Consider the following 14,989-nt stretch of genomic DNA (forward strand, 5'->3'; position numbering starts at 1 on the left):
CAGTCCGGTTTTCCCTGGTCCACCGCGCCCTTATGGGGTGCGGTTCTGGCGCCCCCGGAAAAGCGTCCGGCTGCGGACGCCCCGTGCAGGACATCCGCAGCCGGAGAGCGGTGTTACAGGTATTGGCCGGTATTCGCCACCGTGTCGATGGAGCGACCGGTGTCTGCGCCCTGCTTTCCGGTGACAAGCGTACGGATGTATACGATCCGCTCGCCCTTCTTTCCGGAGATCCGGGCCCAGTCGTCCGGGTTGGTGGTGTTGGGCAGGTCCTCGTTCTCCTTGAACTCATCCACGCAGGCCTGGAGGAGGTGGGAGACGCGAAGCCCCTTCTGATTGTGTTCGAGGAAGGCCTTGATGGCCATCTTCTTTGCGCGTCCTACGATGTTTTCGATCATCGCGCCGGAATTGAAGTCCTTGAAGTAAAGGACTTCCTTGTCACCATTGGCGTAGGTGACCTCCAGGAAGCGATTCTCCTCGGATTCCGCGTACATCTGCTCAACGACCGACTGGATCATCCCGCTGACCGCGGCCTTCCGCGAGTCTCCGTGCTCGGAGAGATCGTCGGTGTGCAGCGGCAGACGCTCCGTGAGGTACTTGGAGAAGATGTCCTTGGCGGCCTCCGCGTCCGGACGCTCGATCTTGATCTTCACGTCGAGACGGCCGGGGCGCAGGATCGCCGGGTCGATCATGTCCTCGCGGTTCGAGGCACCGATCACGATCACGTTTTCGAGGCCCTCGACGCCGTCGATCTCGGAGAGCAGCTGCGGGACGATGGTGTTCTCCACGTCCGAGCTGACACCGGACCCCCGGGTACGGAAGAGGGAGTCCATCTCGTCGAAGAAGACGATGACGGGGGTGCCCTCGCTCGCCTTCTCCCTGGCGCGCTGGAAGATCAGCCGGATGTGCCGCTCCGTCTCGCCGACGTACTTGTTGAGCAGCTCGGGGCCCTTGATGTTGAGGAAGAAGCTCTTCCCCGCGGGCTGCCCGGTCACCTCGGCGACCTTTTTGGCAAGGGAGTTGGCGACAGCCTTGGCGATGAGAGTCTTGCCGCAGCCCGGCGGGCCGTAGAGCAAGACGCCCTTGGGCGGACGGAGTTCGTGTTCCTTGAAGAGGTCGGGGTAGAGGTACGGAAGCTCGACCGCGTCCCGGATCAGTTCGATCTGGCCACCCAGACCGCCGATCTTGGTGTAGTCGATGTCCGGGACCTCTTCGAGGACGAGTTCCTCGACCTCGCTCTTCGGGATGACTTCGTAGACGTAGCCGGAGCGGGGCTCGAGGAGCAGGGCGTCCCCGGGCCGGATGGTGATGTCCAGCAGTGGCTCGGCGAGCCTCACCACTCGTTCCTCGTCGGTGTGCCCGATCACCAGGGCGCGCTCGCCGTCCTCAAGGATCTCCTTGAGGGTGACGATGTCGCCGGCGCTCTCGTACTTCATGGCCTCGACCACGTTGAGCGCTTCATTGAGCATGACCTCTTGGCCACGCCTGAGGTCCTCGGTCTCCACACTGGGGCTGACGTTCACCCGGAGTTTTCTGCCTCCGGTGAAAATGTCGACCGTGTCGTCCTCGTTCGTCTGCAGGAAGACACCGAAGCCGGCCGGCGGCTGCGCGAGCCGGTCGACCTCCTCCTTGAGCGCGACGATCTGGTCGCGGGCCTCGCGGAGAGTATTGGCGAGACGCTCGTTCTGCGCCGAGACGCCGGCCAGGTTGGTCTGCAGCTCGACGATCCGCTCTTCGAGAATCCTCGTGTGACGCGGAGAGTCGGCGAGCTTGCGTCGCAGGACGGCGATCTCCTGCTCGAGATAGGCAACCTGACCGGCGGGATCTTCAGACCCTCGCCCCGGCCGGATGCCGCGGTTGATGTCGTCGTCGTGGGCTGCCACGGTCCTCACCTCCTCCAAGGAGCTGGACGCTTCCTGACCCTACCTGGGCCGGTGCAGGTTGAAACCCCTAGATCGAAAAGACTGTCGGGGCGTGTCCGATCTTCACCCTTGCGCACGTCCTCACGCCAAGGGAATACCCACCCAACAACATCGGAAAGCGAGCGGTTGTATCGTCGAGTCGGTCAACACCCGTCAGGGCTGGCGCCACTTAGGCAAAAACGGTTCACGTACGCAGGAACGGCAGGCGAGATGACCGCGCAGGACGAAGCCCCAGAGCTGGAAGTGTGGATCGACCAGGATCTGTGCACCGGGGACGGCATCTGTGCGCAGTACGCGCCGGAGGTCTTCGAGCTCGACATCGACGGGCTGGCTTATGTGAAGAGCACCGATGACGAGCTGCTGCAGGACAAGGGCGCCACAACGCCCGTCCCGCTGAAGCTGCTCAATGACGTCCGGGACTCCGCGAAGGAGTGCCCCGGGGACTGCATCCACGTCCGCCGCGCCAAGGACCTCGTCGAGGTCTACGGCCCGGACGCGGAGTAGCCGGTGCGGCGCGGAACGCGTCGGCCGGGCACATCATGTGACCGGTTACACACGACCAGTACTCATGGCGGCGGGGAGTTCGCTCTGAACGAACTTCCCGCCCTTCCATTGCCACTTGACGCTCTTGTGCACGTCCGGGCAGCAGCGCGGAACGTCGAGCGTGGAGTAGCCCAGGAGCGCCGCTGAGATCGCGCCATCCTTGATGGTGAGGGTTTGGACGCTGCGCTGCCGGGCGGGCGCGAGGAGTGTCGCCACGATGCGTGGTGCGGCCTTGGCCTCGGTCGGCTGCGCCAGGACGTAGACGCCGCTGGGCGGGGTGCCGGTCCCGCTGTGGCAGCGGACCACCGCAACGGTCTCGGTCGTGCCGTCGCCGTCGAGGTCGCCGGAGGCCTTCTTCACCACGTCGAGGCGGTTGGGCCCGCAGTCGACCGGAAAGGTCACCCTGCCCGGGTCAGGGGCGGCTGTGAGGTGGTGGCCGGCCGTGGCATCGGGGGAGGTCGTGGCCTTGGCGTCGGGGGGCTGGATAAAGGACGCGGCCGCGACGACCGCCGAGACGGCGGTGGCGGTGGCGAGCCAGTGCATGGGGCGCGGCTGGGTGTGCATAAGGTCCTGGCCTGCCATGGGCTGCACGCGGGGTAACTCCTGTGAAGTGCTGTACCGGTGGGAGTGCCCAGCATCGTTCCACAGGAGGGTGCGCCAAGGAACCGGCCGGGCCGGAGTTTTCCGTGCAGATCCGGTGGTGGAAACGAAGGGACGCCGCCGGCGGTTCCCGGTGCGGGAACTCGTCGGCGGCGCCTGATGGTTCGATGGCCGGATCCGGGCGGTCAGCCCTGCTCGGCGGAGCTGTCTCCGGAGGCGGCTGCCTGGTCCTTGGCGGGGGCGGCGGCTGCGGCTGTCTCCCGGGCGCCCGACGCGGCTGCTTCCCGCCCACCCGGCCCTGTGTAGTCCTCGCCGTAGGCGCCCTTGGCGGGCCGGCGGCGGCGCAGCGGGGGCTCGACGCCGTCGGCGAGGCGGCGGGCGGTCAGCAGGAAGCCGGTGTGGCCGATCATGCGGTGGTCGGGGCGGACGGCGAGGCCCTCGACGTGCCAGGTGCGGACCATGGTTTCCCAGGCCGACGGCTCGTTGAAGGTGCCGTGCTCGCGGATCGCCTCGACGGTGCGGGCCATCTGCGTCGTCGTCGCGACGTAGGCGCAGAGGATGCCACCGGGGACCAGGGCCTTGGAGACGGCCTCCAGGCACTCCCACGGGGCGAGCATGTCGAGAATGACGCGGTCGACGTCGGCGTCGGAGAGGTTGTCCTGGAGGTCACCGACGGTGAGCGTCCATGCGGGATGCGGGCCGCCGAAGTAGCGCTCGACGTTCTGCGTGGCGATCTCGGCGAAGTCGGCGCGGCGCTCGTAGGAGTGCAGCATGCCGTCGTCGCCGATGGCGCGCAGCAGGAAGCTGCTGAGCGAGCCGGAGCCCACACCGGCCTCGACGACGCGGGCGCCGGGGAAGATGTCGGCCATCGCCAGGATCTGCCCCGCGTCCTTGGGGTAGACCACGGCGGCGCCGCGGGGCATGGACAGGACGTAGTCGGGGAGCAGCGGGCGCAGCGCGAGGTAGGCGACGTTCCCGGTGGTACGGACAACGCTGCCCTCGGGAGCACCGATCAGCTCGTCGTGGGGGAAAGCTCCCTTGTGGGTGTGGAAGCTTTTTCCCTCTTCGAGCGTGAAGGTGTAGTGGCGTCCCTTGGGATCGGTGAGCTGGACCTGGTCCCCGACCTTGAAGGGCCCGCGACGGCGGGCGGCACCGGTCGGTTCGGACATGTGACCAGCCTACCGGCCCGTTGGGACGCCGCGGACCAGTGGGCGGCCCGGAGGCCGCCGACGGGGGGTCAGGGCTTACGGGCCATGGCGGAGACGAAGGCCCGCTCGACGTCGGCGGTGGACAGCACGCCGTAGATCTCACCGGTCTCCTCGACGACGAGGTACTCGGTGGCGGGGGTGGCGCGCAGGTACTCCAGGAGGTCCTCACCGGCGAGTTCGGCGGAGACCCGCATGCCCTCCTTGAGGTCCTGGGCGAGGGTGCCCACGGAGACCCAGGGGCGGCGGTGGTCGGGGACGCCGACGATGGCTGCCTCACGGACGAGGGCGGTGGGGGTGCCCTGGCGGTCGACGACGACCAGGGCGCGGGCGCCGGAGTCATTTGCGCGGCGCAGTGCCTCGGAGAGCGGGGTGTCGGCCTCGACGGGTACGGCGCGCCGGGTCAGGGTGCGGGCGGTGAGGTCGGGGAGCCGTTCCCGGAGCCGGGCCATGCGCAGGCTGTTGCCGGCGCCGGTCCAGATGATGGCGGCGAGGATCGCGGCGAGCAGGGCGTCGGTGAGCGAGTCGGCGCCGCCGATCTCCGGGCGGGCGGTGCCCAGGACGCCGGTGTGGGTGAGCAGCGGCAGGCCGATGAGGACGGTGACGGCGAGCGCGCGGCCGACCCAGGCGGCGGCGATGGTGCCGCTCATGGGCCTGCCGGTGATCTTCCAGACGATGGCGCGCAGCATCCGGCCGCCGTCCAGCGGGAGGCCGGGCAGCAGGTTGAAGATCGCGACGATGAGGTTGGAGATCATCAGGCCGGCGACCAGGACGCCGGGGACGGTGCCGGGTTCGACCAGCTGCATCCCGGCGTAGAAGACCCCGGCGAGGGCGAGCGAGAGCAGCGGGCCGACGAAGGCGAGGATGAACTCCCTGCCGGGGGTCTCGGTCTCCTTCTCGATCTCCGAGACGCCACCGAAGAACTGCAGCTGGATGCGCCGTACGGGGAGTTTGAAGCGGAGCGCGGCGACGGTGTGGGCCAGCTCGTGGACGAGCACCGAGGCATAGAAGGCGACCGCGAAGAAGAGCGAGACGAGGTAGCGGGCGGCGCCGAGCTCGGGCAGTACGCGCTCCAGCTGGCCGCCGAAGACCCAGGTGATCAGGGCGGCGACGAGGAACCAGCTGGGGGCGACGTAGACCGGTACGCCGAAGGGACGGCCCATCAGGATGCCGCCGCCGCTGCCCTTCCTCCTGCCCGGTGCGGGTGCCTTGGGCTCCTTGCCGTTCTTGGGCGGCTCGGGCGGCTGGGGCCGCACGGACTCCTCGGGGTCCTGCGACTTCCCGCTCTCGTCCACGGCGTCCCCTCATCGAATACGGCAGTCGCCCCTGCTCGGCCTGATGTCCCGATCAGGCAGGGCGCAGGGGTCCAGGCTCGATGGTATGCGGAGTGCCCTGCCCCGATCCGCTGCGGGGCCCTGCGCCGGTGACCCGTCCGCGCTTGTCAGTGGCGGGCCGTAGGGTTTTGTGGCATGGGATGGAGCACGGAGCAGGCCGAGGCGGGCACACAGGGTGGGGAAGCCGGGTCCGGCGGGGAGGCTGCCGGGGCGGAGGCGCGGAGCGAGGTGCAGCCGCGGCCGCCGGTGGCGCTGTCGCCGTCGCGGGCGAGCGATTTCATGCAGTGTCCGCTGCTGTACCGCTTCCGGGTGATCGACAGGCTGCCGGAGAAGCCGAGCGCGGCGGCGACGCGCGGCACGGTCGTGCATGCCGTGCTGGAGCGGCTCTTCGACGCTCCAGCAGTGGAGCGTACGGCCGTCGAGGCACGGGCGATGGTGCCGGGCGAGTGGGAGAAGCTGCTGGCCAAGCGGCCGGAGCTGGCGGAGCTGTTCGCGGACGACGCGGAGGGCGAGCGGCTGGCGCAGTGGCTGGCGGAGGCCGAGGCGCTGGTGGAGCGGTGGTTCTCGCTGGAGGATCCGACGCGGCTGGAGCCGGCGGACCGTGAGCTCTATGTCGAGACGGTGCTGGATTCGGGGCTGCAGCTGCGGGGGTTCATCGACCGGGTCGATGTCGCGCCGACGGGTGAGGTGCGGATCGTCGACTACAAGACCGGCAAGGCCCCGCGGCCGCAGTTCGCCGAGGGCGCGCTGTTCCAGATGAAGTTCTATGCGCTGGTGGTGTGGCGGCTGCGCGGTGTGCTGCCGCGGCGACTGCAGCTGGTCTATCTGGGCAGCGGCGATGTGGTGACGTACGACCCGAGTGAGGCCGATCTGCGGGGCGTGGAGCGGAAGTTGCTGGCGCTGTGGGAGGCGATCCAGCTGGCGACGGCGACCGGTGACTGGCGGCCGCGGCCGACGAAACTGTGCGGCTGGTGCGACCACCAGGCGCACTGCCCGGAATTCGGCGGTACTCCCCCGGTGTATCCGCTCCGGGTCCGCCCGCCGGAGGGCGGCGGGGTGCCGCAGGGCAGAATGGGAGACATCTAGGCGCTGATCGCCCGGACAGGCCTATCAAAGGAGAGCTCGTGGCCATCCGCGTCCTGCTGGTCGACGACCAGCCCCTGCTGCGTACGGGATTCCGGATGATTCTGGAGGCGGAGCAGGATCTGGCGGTCGTCGGGGAGGCCGGTGACGGTCTGCAGGCGCTGGAGCAGGTGCGGGCCCTGCAGCCCGATGTGGTGCTGATGGACATCCGGATGCCCCGGATGGACGGCGTCGAGGCGACCCGGCAGATCACGGGTCCGGCGAAGGACGGCCCGGCGAAGGTGCTGGTGCTGACGACCTTCGACCTGGACGAGTATGTCGTCGAGGCGCTGCGGGCGGGGGCCAGCGGCTTCCTGCTCAAGGACGCGCCGGCCAACGAACTGGTACAGGCGATCCGGGTGGTGGCGGGCGGCGAGGCGATGCTCGCGCCGAGCATCACGCGCCGGCTGCTGGACAAGTACGCCGGGCATCTGCCGTCGGGCGAGGAGCCGGTCCCGGACACGCTGCACACCCTCACCGAACGCGAGGTGGAGGTGCTGAAGCTGGTGGCGCGCGGGCTGTCGAACGCGGAGATCGCCGCGGATCTGTTCGTGAGCGAGACGACGGTGAAGACGCATGTGGGTCATGTGCTGACGAAGCTGGGGCTGCGCGACCGGGTGCAGGCGGCGGTGTACGCGTACGAGAGCGGGCTGGTGCGCCCCGGCGCCCAGTAGCCGGGCGGGTGCTGACAGCCCGTCACGCGCACGACGACGGGGCCGGACCGGGAGTTCCCGGTCCGGCCCCGCTCTCGTGTGACAGGTCCGGTCAGGCCTCGGACGACTTGCTGATCTCCCAGAACCGGAAGACGGTCGAGGGGTCCAGGGTCCATTCCAGGCCGGAGACCCCGTCGCGGGCCACGGCGTACTGCTTGCCCTGCCAGAGCGGGATCATCGGCACGTCCTGCGCGACGATGTCCTGCAGCTCCCGGAAGTCGGACTTGGTGGCGCCCCGGTTCGGCTGGTCGGCCGTCTTGGGCAGCAGCCGCCCGGTGATGGTGGGCGAGCTGTAGTGGTTGGCCACCACGCTGTCCTTGCCGAAGAACGGCGCGGTGAAGTTGTCGGGGTCCGGATAGTCGGGGACCCAGCCCTTGACGTAGGCACCGAACCGGCCGGAGGCCACGCCCTGCTCGTACTCCTTCGTGGGCAGGGTGCGCACCTTGGCGTTGAACAGGCCGCTGTCGTTGAGCTGTTGGGCGATTTCCTCGAAGGCCGGGACGGTGCCGGGGCCGAAGCGGTCGGGGGTGGCCCACAGGGTGAGCGGCACCTTGCCGTTGAAGCCGGCGGAGCGCAGCGCCTCCTTCGCCTTGTCGGGCTTCGGGCTGTCGCCGTAGGTGTTGAAGAAGGAGGTGCTGTGGCCGGTGATGCCGGCCGGGACGATCGAGTACAGCGGCACCGCGGTGCGCTGGTAGACGTCCCGGACCAGGGTCGAGCGGTCCAGGAGGTAGGCGATCGCCTTGCGGACGCCCAGCTTGCCGGCGACCGGGTCCTTGAGGTTGAAGACCAGGTGCATGACCTCGGCGCTGGCGCCCTCGACGACCTGGGTGCCGTGCTGCTGCTTCAGCGAGGCGTTGTCGAGTGCCGCGATGTCCTTCATGGACAGACCGCGGTAGGCGACATCGACATCGCCCTTCTCGACGGCCGTCTTGAGCTTGTCGGGGCGGTTGAAGAACTTCACGGTCATCCCGGAGTTCTTGACCTTGGCCGGACCCTTGTACGAGCCGTTGACGCCGAAGACGGCCTTCTGGGAGCTGTACTCCTTGAGGGTGTAGACGCCGGAGCCGGTGGCCTTGCCGTCGGTGCGCAACCGGTCGGCGGGGTAGTCGGCGTGATCGACGATCGAGCCGGCGCCCGAGGCTATCTTCATCGGGAACGTCGCGTCGGGCGTCTTCAGCCGGAAGATCACGGTCTTGGCGTCCGGCGCCTCGACCTTGTCGAGCGCGGAGAACATCACGGCGGGGCCGTTGCTGTCCTTGATGCGCCGGGTGCGGTCGAAGGAGTACTTGACGTCCTTGGAGGTCAGCGCGTCACCGTTGCTGAACTTGAGACCGTCCTTGAGGGTGCAGCGGTAGACCTTGCTGTCGCCGTCGGTGAAGCCACAGCGTTCGGCGGCCTCCGGCTCGGGGGTGGTGCCTCCCTTGGGGAAGCTCAGCAGGGACTGGAAGACATTGTTGAACAACAGCCATGATCCCGGCTCGTAGCCGGATGCCGGGTCGGTCGACTGGACCTTGTCCGTCATTCCCATGACCAGGGGTTCGCCGCTGCCGGCCGCCCCCGAGTCGTCCGTGCCGCACCCGGCGAGCGCGAGCAGGGCTGTGGTCAGCCCCGCTCCGATCGGGGCGGCCAGCCACTGGTCACGCTTCCTCACTAAACGGTCCTCACGTTCTGGGTGGTGCCTGTCGGGCCGCAGCGGGGAGGCCGCGGCGGGTGTGTGCTGCATTGGCCGGGTCCCCGGGCTCAGTTCGAGACGCCGCGGCCGAGCTCCCAGATCTGCAGCGACGAGGAGGAGTTGAGGGCCCACTCGATGCCGGTGACGTCATCGCGGGCGACGACGTACTGCTTGCCCTGCCACAGCGGGAGGAGCGGCACATCGTCGGCGATGAGGTCCTGCGCCTGCTTGAAGTTCGCCGCGGCGGCGTTGCGGTCGGTCTGCTGCCGGCTGTTCGGGATCAGCTGCGACTCGATCTTGGAGTTGCGGTAGGGCGAGCCGAGGAAGTTCTGCTTGCCGATGAACGGCGCGATGTAGTTGTCCGGGTCCGGGATATCGGCGAACCAACCCATGTTGTAGACGCTGTACTTGCCGTCCAGGGAGTCGGTCCGGAACTGCTGCCAGCTGTCGACGCCCTTGACCTTGATGTCGAACAGCTTGGTGCTGTTGAGCTGGCTCTGCAGCGCACGCACTTCCTTGGCGGTGCTGGAGCCGTAGTGGTTCGTGGTGTACGTGAGGGTGAACTTCACCGGGGTGGTGATGTGCGCCTGCTGCAGCGTCTTGCGGGCGGCGGCGGCGCTGGGGTTCCCGTACTTGGTGAAGAACGAGTTGATGTGACCGGTGAGGCCGGTGGGAACCATCGAGTAGAGGGGGTCGCCGGTGTAGGAGTAGACGTCGCGCACCAGCTCCGAGCGGTTGACGATCTGCGCCATCGCCTTCCGCACGGCCTTGTTGGAGACGGCCGGGTCCTTGGTGTTGAAGGCGAGGTAACGAATCTCCTGGCCCGGCATCTCCTGGAGCATGATGTGCTTGTCGCGGGCGTTCTCCAGGCTCCTGATCTGGTCGGGCGACAGCCCGCGGTACATCAGATCGACATCGCCCTTGCGCAGCGCCTGCTCCGTCACCTTGGAGTCGGTGAAGAAGCGCATCTCGACCTTGTCGTTCCGCACGTTCACCCCGCCCTTGTAGGTGGGGTTCTTGGTGAAGGTGGCCTTGGTGATGTGGTTGTTCTTGCGCTCCGTCTTCAGCGTGTACGGGCCGGAGCCGACCACGTCGAAGCCGCTGTAGAGGCGGCCCTTCGGGTACACCTCGCCGTCGACGATGGCGGCGGCGGGGGTGGCGAGCTTCTGCGGGAAGGTGGCGTCCGGCTTGGTGAGGTGGAAGACCACCTCGTTGTCGCTGGGCGTCTCGACCTTGTCGATGTCATCGAGCAGCGACACCGGACCGTTGGTGTTGTTGATGGTCCGCATGCGGTCGATGGAGAACTTGACGTCCTGCGCCGTCAGGGCGTGCCCGTTCGAGAACTTCAGGCCACTGCGCAGGGTGCAGCGGTACTGCTCGTTCTGGGTGTCGCGGAACCCGCAGGACTCGGCGGCCTCGGGCACCGGCGCGTTGCCGGTCCTGGGCAGCCGCATCAGCGTCTGGAGGGTGCCGCGCAGCATGTTCCACGCATCGACGTCATAGGCCTGCGACGGGTCGAGCGGGGCGGGCGCCGCCTTGGTCGCCTCGATCTGGGAGGCGACTCCCACCACGATCGGATCGCCGCCTTCGCCCGCGCCGTCCGTGCTGCCACAGGCTGCGAGAACGGGGGCGAGGAGACCGGCCAGCGCCGGCAGCACCAGGGTCTTGCGATTCATCGTCGGCAGGTTCCTTATCGGCGCAGAGGTGTTGCTCGCGTCGACATTAGTAGGAACGGCCAGCCGCGCTCAGACACAAAGGAGTTGATTCGATATGGCTTCCGGATAACCACGGGTGGGTGATCGATATCCGGACGGTGGAACGATTCGCACGTTGCTCCACCAATCCGGACACTTAACCCCGCTTAACACCCCCGACAGCCCCTCTGGAACACCCCTGGGCCCCACTGTCGACGGCCCGGCACGTGAGAAACGTCACGCATTCACGGATCCGTGGCGAGGCAACAATTCGGTCAGCGCATTCGTCACGGAAAATGAGCGGGCCGCTCCCCTCAGTTCTGAGGGGCTTTCTCCGGGACACGCTCAGTGCACGACTCGACGGCTTTCCGTGATGAGCGTTCGGAGAAATGGCAGATCGACTTCTTCCAGCGAGGGCACGACCGTACGGCCCGCCGCCGGCGGGATCGGTGTCACCGAGGGGACCGCGACGACCGGGCAGCCCGCCGCCTCACCTGCGGTCACGCCGGTCAGGGTGTCCTCGATGACCGCGCAGCACGCCGGGTCGGCCCCCAGCCGCGCGGCGGCCGTCAGATACGGGTCCGGGTGCGGTTTGGTGCGCTCCAGGTCGTCGCCCGCCAGGGTCAGCCGGAAGTTCTCCGGGCCCAGCGAATGCAGCATCTGGTCGACGATGGCGCGGTGCGAGGCGGAGACCAGCGCGGTCGGCACCTCATGGGCGGCCAGCTCGGCCAGCAGCCTGCGGGCGCCCGGCATCAGGGGGACGCCACGCCCGATCCGGGCCAGGAAGGCGGCGTTGAGGAGCACGCTGAGCTCGGTCAGGGTGATGTCGACGCCGGTGGCTTGAATCAGATACCCGGCACTGCGGGTCATCGGTCCGCCGACCACGACCTCGCGGTGTGTGTCGTCGAGGATGTGGCCGAGTTCGGCAAAGACTTCCGCCTCCGCCTCCCACCAGAATCCCTCGGTGTCGACGAGCGTGCCGTCCAGATCGAGGAATACGGCTTGGAGGGTCGCGGCTTCGGCCGTTCGGGTGCCGACTGCGGGGATGCTGCTGGTCATCCATCCACCTCCGTTACGACGTCCCCGAAGGGACGAAAGGGCCGGCCGCCATCCCCGGCTGGGGAAACGACCGGCCGCTACCGGACCGATAAGTGTACGACGGTACGGGCCGAAATGCGTGGTGATGGAGGTGGGGGCCGTCCTGAGGGGGATCCCGGGCGGTCCTGAGGCGGATCCTGGGCGGTCCCGGCCCGCGCACGCAAAATCACCGAGCGCTACGGGGATTCCCGGATTCCCGGGGCGGTCTGCTGCCGCCCCGGGAAGGGTTCACCCCGCTACCGCGCGTTGAAGTACTTCGCCTCCGGGTGGTGGATGACGATCGCGTCGGTGGACTGCTCGGGGTGCAGCTGGAACTCCTCGGAGAGCTCGACACCGATCCGCTCCGGCTGCAGCAGGTCGGCAATCTTGGCGCGGTCCTCCAGGTCGGGGCAGGCGCCGTAGCCCAACGAGAAGCGCGCGCCGCGGTACTTGAGCGCGAACATGTCCTCGACGTCGGCCGGGTCCTCGCCCGCGAAGCCCAGCTCGGCACGGACCCGGGCGTGCCAGTACTCGGCCAGGGCTTCGGCCAACTGGACGGACAGGCCGTGGAGTTCGAGGTAGTCGCGGTAGGAGTTGGCCTCGAAGAGTTCGGCGGTGGCGCCGCCGATCTTCGAGCCGACGGTGACGACCTGCAGGCCGACGACATCGGTTTCGCCGGTCTCCTCGGGGCGGAAGTAGTCGGCCAGGCACAGGCGCCGGCCGCGGCGCTGGCGGGGGAAGGTGAAGCGGGTGCGCTCGGTGCCGTCCTCGTGCAGCAGGATCAGGTCCTCGCCCTTGGACACGCACGGGAAGTAGCCGTGCACGACAGCCGCTTCCAGCAGGTTCTCGGTCTGCAGCTTGTCGAGCCAGCCGCGCAGCCGGGGGCGGCCCTCGGTCTCCACCAGCTCCTCATACGTCGGCCCGTCACCGGTGCGGGCCTGCTTGAGACCCCACTGCCCCTTGAACAGGGCACCCTCGTCCAGCCAGGACGCGTAGTCGGCGAGCTGGATGCCCTTGACGACGCGGGTCCCCCAGAACGGCGGTTCCGGGACCGGATTGTCGAGGGCGACGTCGGAGCGCACCGCGCCCTCGGGCTCCTCGACCTCCAGCACGGCCGTGTCCCGCTTGGGCACCCGGCGTTGCTTGAGGTCGGGGAGGGTGGCGCCGGGCACGCCGCGCTTGACGGCGATCAGGGCGTCCATCAGACGCAGGCCCTCGAACGCGTCGCGGGCGTAGCGGACCTCGCCCTCGTAGATCTCGTGGAGGTCCTGCTCGACGTAGGCGCGGGTGAGGGCGGCGCCGCCCAGGATGACGGGGAAGTCGGCGGCCATCTTGCGCTGGTTGAGCTCTTCGAGGTTCTCCTTCATGATCACCGTGGACTTGACCAGCAGCCCGGACATCCCGATGACATCGGCGCGGTGTTCCTCGGCGGCTTCCAGGATCGCCGAGACCGGCTGCTTGATGCCGAGGTTGACGACGTTGTAGCCGTTGTTGGACAAGATGATGTCGACGAGGTTCTTGCCGATGTCATGGACGTCACCGCGGACGGTGGCCAGCACGATGGTGCCCTTGCCCTCGTCGTCCGACTTCTCCATGTGCGGCTCCAGATGCGCCACCGCCGTCTTCATGACCTCCGCGGACTGCAGCACGAACGGCAGCTGCATCTGCCCGGAGCCGAACAGCTCACCGACGACCTTCATCCCCTCCAGGAGGGTGTCGTTGACGATGTCGAGGGCCGGACGGTCCTGGAGAGCCTCCTCCAGATCGGCCTCCAGGCCGTTCTTCTCCCCGTCGATGATGCGCCGCTGGAGACGCTCGTCCAGCGGCAGGGCCAGCAGCTCCTCGGCCCGGCCGGCCTTCATCGACTGGGTGTTGACACCCTCGAACAGCTCCATCAGCTTCTGCAGCGGGTCATAGCCCTCACTGCGCCGGTCATAGACGAGGTCGAGGGCGGCCTTGACCTGCTCCTCCTCCAGCCGCGCGATCGGCAGGATCTTCGAGGCGTGCACGATCGCCGAGTCCAGACCGGCCTTGACACACTCGTCCAGGAACACCGAGTTGAGAACGATCCGCGCGGCCGGATTCAGACCGAAGGAGATGTTCGACAGCCCCAGAGTCGTCTGAACCTCCGGGTGGCGCTTCTTCAGCTCCCGGATCGCCTCGATGGTGGCGATACCGTCCTTGCGCGACTCCTCCTGCCCGGTGCAGATCGTGAAGGTCAGACAGTCGATGAGGATGTCCGACTCATGGATGCCCCAGTTGCCCGTCAGGTCCTCGATCAGCCGCTCGGCGATGGCGACCTTGTGCTCGACGGTGCGGGCCTGGCCCTCCTCGTCGATGGTCAGCGCGATCAGCGCCGCACCGTGCTCCGCCGCCAGCTCCGTGACCTTCGCGAACCGCGACTCCGGGCCGTCCCCGTCCTCGTAGTTGACGGAGTTGATCACCGCACGGCCGCCGAGCTTCTCCAGACCCGCCTGGATCACATTCAGCTCCGTGGAGTCCAGCACGACCGGCAGCGTCGAAGCGGTCGCGAAGCGGCCCGCCAGCTCCTCCATGTCCGCCACACCGTCCCGGCCGACATAGTCGACACACAGGTCGAGCATGTGGGCGCCCTCACGGATCTGGTCGCGCACCATCTCCACACAGTCGTCCCAGCGGCCCTCCAGCATCGCCTCACGGAACTTCTTCGACCCGTTGGCATTGGTCCGCTCACCGATCGCCAGATACGACGTGTCCTGCCGGAACGGCACCGTCTGATACAACGACGCCGCCCCCGGCTCGGGACGCGGCTCACGCACCGTGGGGACAGTGCCCCGCACCCGCTCGACGACCTGCCGCAGATGCTCCGGCGTCGTCCCACAGCACCCGCCCACCAGCGACAGCCCGTACTCCGCCACGAACGTCTCCTGCGCATCCGCCAGCTCTTCGGCGGTCAGCGGGTAATGCGCACCGTTCTTGCCCAGCACCGGCAGCCCCGCATTGGGCATACACGCCAGCGGCACCCGCGAATGCCGGGCCAGATAGCGCAGATGCTCACTCATCTCCGCCGGACCGGTCGCGCAGTTCAGACCGATCATGTCGATGCCCAGCGGCTCCAGCGCCGTCAGCGC

11 protein-coding genes are annotated in these 14,989 nt (G+C 68.1%); 3 read left to right on the top strand and 8 right to left on the bottom strand.

Annotated features, from left to right (window positions below; all coding sequences use genetic code 11):
• Positions 1 to 113 precede the first annotated feature (113 nt).
• Entirely contained in the window at positions 114 to 1,880 is a 1,767-nt protein-coding gene (arc, locus tag ACGFWI_RS31980; protein ID WP_393909534.1) for a proteasome ATPase, read from the bottom strand.
• Between the two features lie 249 nt (positions 1,881 to 2,129).
• On the opposite strand from arc, the gene ACGFWI_RS31985 reads away from it, so the two are divergent.
• Positions 2,130 to 2,423 (top strand): ferredoxin, encoded by a 294-nt coding sequence (locus ACGFWI_RS31985; protein ID WP_393909535.1) that lies wholly within the window; start codon positions 2,130 to 2,132, stop codon positions 2,421 to 2,423.
• 45 nt (positions 2,424 to 2,468) lie between these two features.
• Here the strand turns inward: ACGFWI_RS31985 and ACGFWI_RS31990 are convergent, their stop codons facing one another.
• From ACGFWI_RS31990 to ACGFWI_RS32000, 3 genes are all read right to left on the bottom strand, one after another.
• Complete coding sequence (locus ACGFWI_RS31990; protein WP_393909545.1) at positions 2,469 to 3,044, bottom strand: hypothetical protein; 576 nt, start codon at positions 3,042 to 3,044, stop codon at positions 2,469 to 2,471.
• A gap of 203 nt (positions 3,045 to 3,247) precedes the next feature.
• Entirely contained in the window at positions 3,248 to 4,231 is a 984-nt protein-coding gene (locus tag ACGFWI_RS31995) for a tRNA (adenine-N1)-methyltransferase (RefSeq protein WP_393909536.1), read from the bottom strand.
• A gap of 68 nt (positions 4,232 to 4,299) precedes the next feature.
• Positions 4,300 to 5,562, bottom strand: a complete 1,263-nt coding sequence (locus ACGFWI_RS32000; RefSeq protein ID WP_393909537.1) for a site-2 protease family protein — start codon at positions 5,560 to 5,562, stop codon at positions 4,300 to 4,302.
• A 174-nt stretch (positions 5,563 to 5,736) separates the two neighbouring features.
• Here ACGFWI_RS32000 and ACGFWI_RS32005 point away from each other — a divergent pair, with 174 nt between their 5' ends.
• Both ACGFWI_RS32005 and ACGFWI_RS32010 read left to right on the top strand, forming a co-directional pair.
• Entirely contained in the window at positions 5,737 to 6,687 is a 951-nt protein-coding gene (locus ACGFWI_RS32005; protein ID WP_393909538.1) for a RecB family exonuclease, read from the top strand.
• A 38-nt stretch (positions 6,688 to 6,725) separates the two neighbouring features.
• On the top strand, positions 6,726 to 7,397 hold the full coding sequence (locus ACGFWI_RS32010; RefSeq protein ID WP_020929992.1) for a response regulator transcription factor: 672 nt from the start codon (positions 6,726 to 6,728) through the stop codon (positions 7,395 to 7,397).
• 91 nt (positions 7,398 to 7,488) lie between these two features.
• On the opposite strand, the gene ACGFWI_RS32015 is transcribed toward ACGFWI_RS32010, so the two are convergent.
• From ACGFWI_RS32015 to metH, 4 genes are all read right to left on the bottom strand, one after another.
• A complete protein-coding gene (locus tag ACGFWI_RS32015; RefSeq protein WP_393909539.1) occupies positions 7,489 to 9,087 on the bottom strand; it encodes an ABC transporter substrate-binding protein in 1,599 nt (532 codons plus the stop codon).
• Positions 9,088 to 9,176: 89 nt separating this feature from the next.
• Positions 9,177 to 10,784, bottom strand: a complete 1,608-nt coding sequence (locus ACGFWI_RS32020; protein WP_393909540.1) for an ABC transporter substrate-binding protein — start codon at positions 10,782 to 10,784, stop codon at positions 9,177 to 9,179.
• A gap of 363 nt (positions 10,785 to 11,147) precedes the next feature.
• Positions 11,148 to 11,861 carry an HAD family hydrolase gene (locus ACGFWI_RS32025; RefSeq protein ID WP_393909541.1) on the bottom strand — a complete coding sequence of 238 codons (714 nt, stop codon included), beginning with the start codon at positions 11,859 to 11,861 and terminating at the stop codon, positions 11,148 to 11,150.
• Between the two features lie 275 nt (positions 11,862 to 12,136).
• Positions 12,137 to 14,989 (bottom strand): methionine synthase (gene metH, locus ACGFWI_RS32030; RefSeq protein WP_393909542.1); only part of this gene is annotated, 2,853 nt, incomplete at its 5' end.

Source organism: Streptomyces sp. NPDC048434 (assembly GCF_043200375.1).
Lineage (GTDB): Bacteria > Actinomycetota > Actinomycetes > Streptomycetales > Streptomycetaceae > Streptomyces.

What these genes read in the sequence shown, in the direction of transcription:
- ACGFWI_RS31985 (WP_393909535.1), top strand. Translation starts at nt 2,130, where the DNA reads ATGACCGCGCAGGACGAAGCCCCAGAGCTGGAAGTGTGGATCGACCAG.
- ACGFWI_RS31990 (WP_393909545.1), bottom strand. Translation starts at nt 3,044, where the DNA reads ATGGCAGGCCAGGACCTTATGCACACCCAGCCGCGCCCCATGCACTGG.
- ACGFWI_RS31995 (WP_393909536.1), bottom strand. Translation starts at nt 4,231, where the DNA reads ATGTCCGAACCGACCGGTGCCGCCCGCCGTCGCGGGCCCTTCAAGGTC.
- ACGFWI_RS32005 (WP_393909538.1), top strand. Translation starts at nt 5,737, where the DNA reads ATGGGATGGAGCACGGAGCAGGCCGAGGCGGGCACACAGGGTGGGGAA.
- ACGFWI_RS32020 (WP_393909540.1), bottom strand. Translation starts at nt 10,784, where the DNA reads ATGAATCGCAAGACCCTGGTGCTGCCGGCGCTGGCCGGTCTCCTCGCC.
- ACGFWI_RS32025 (WP_393909541.1), bottom strand. Translation starts at nt 11,861, where the DNA reads ATGACCAGCAGCATCCCCGCAGTCGGCACCCGAACGGCCGAAGCCGCG.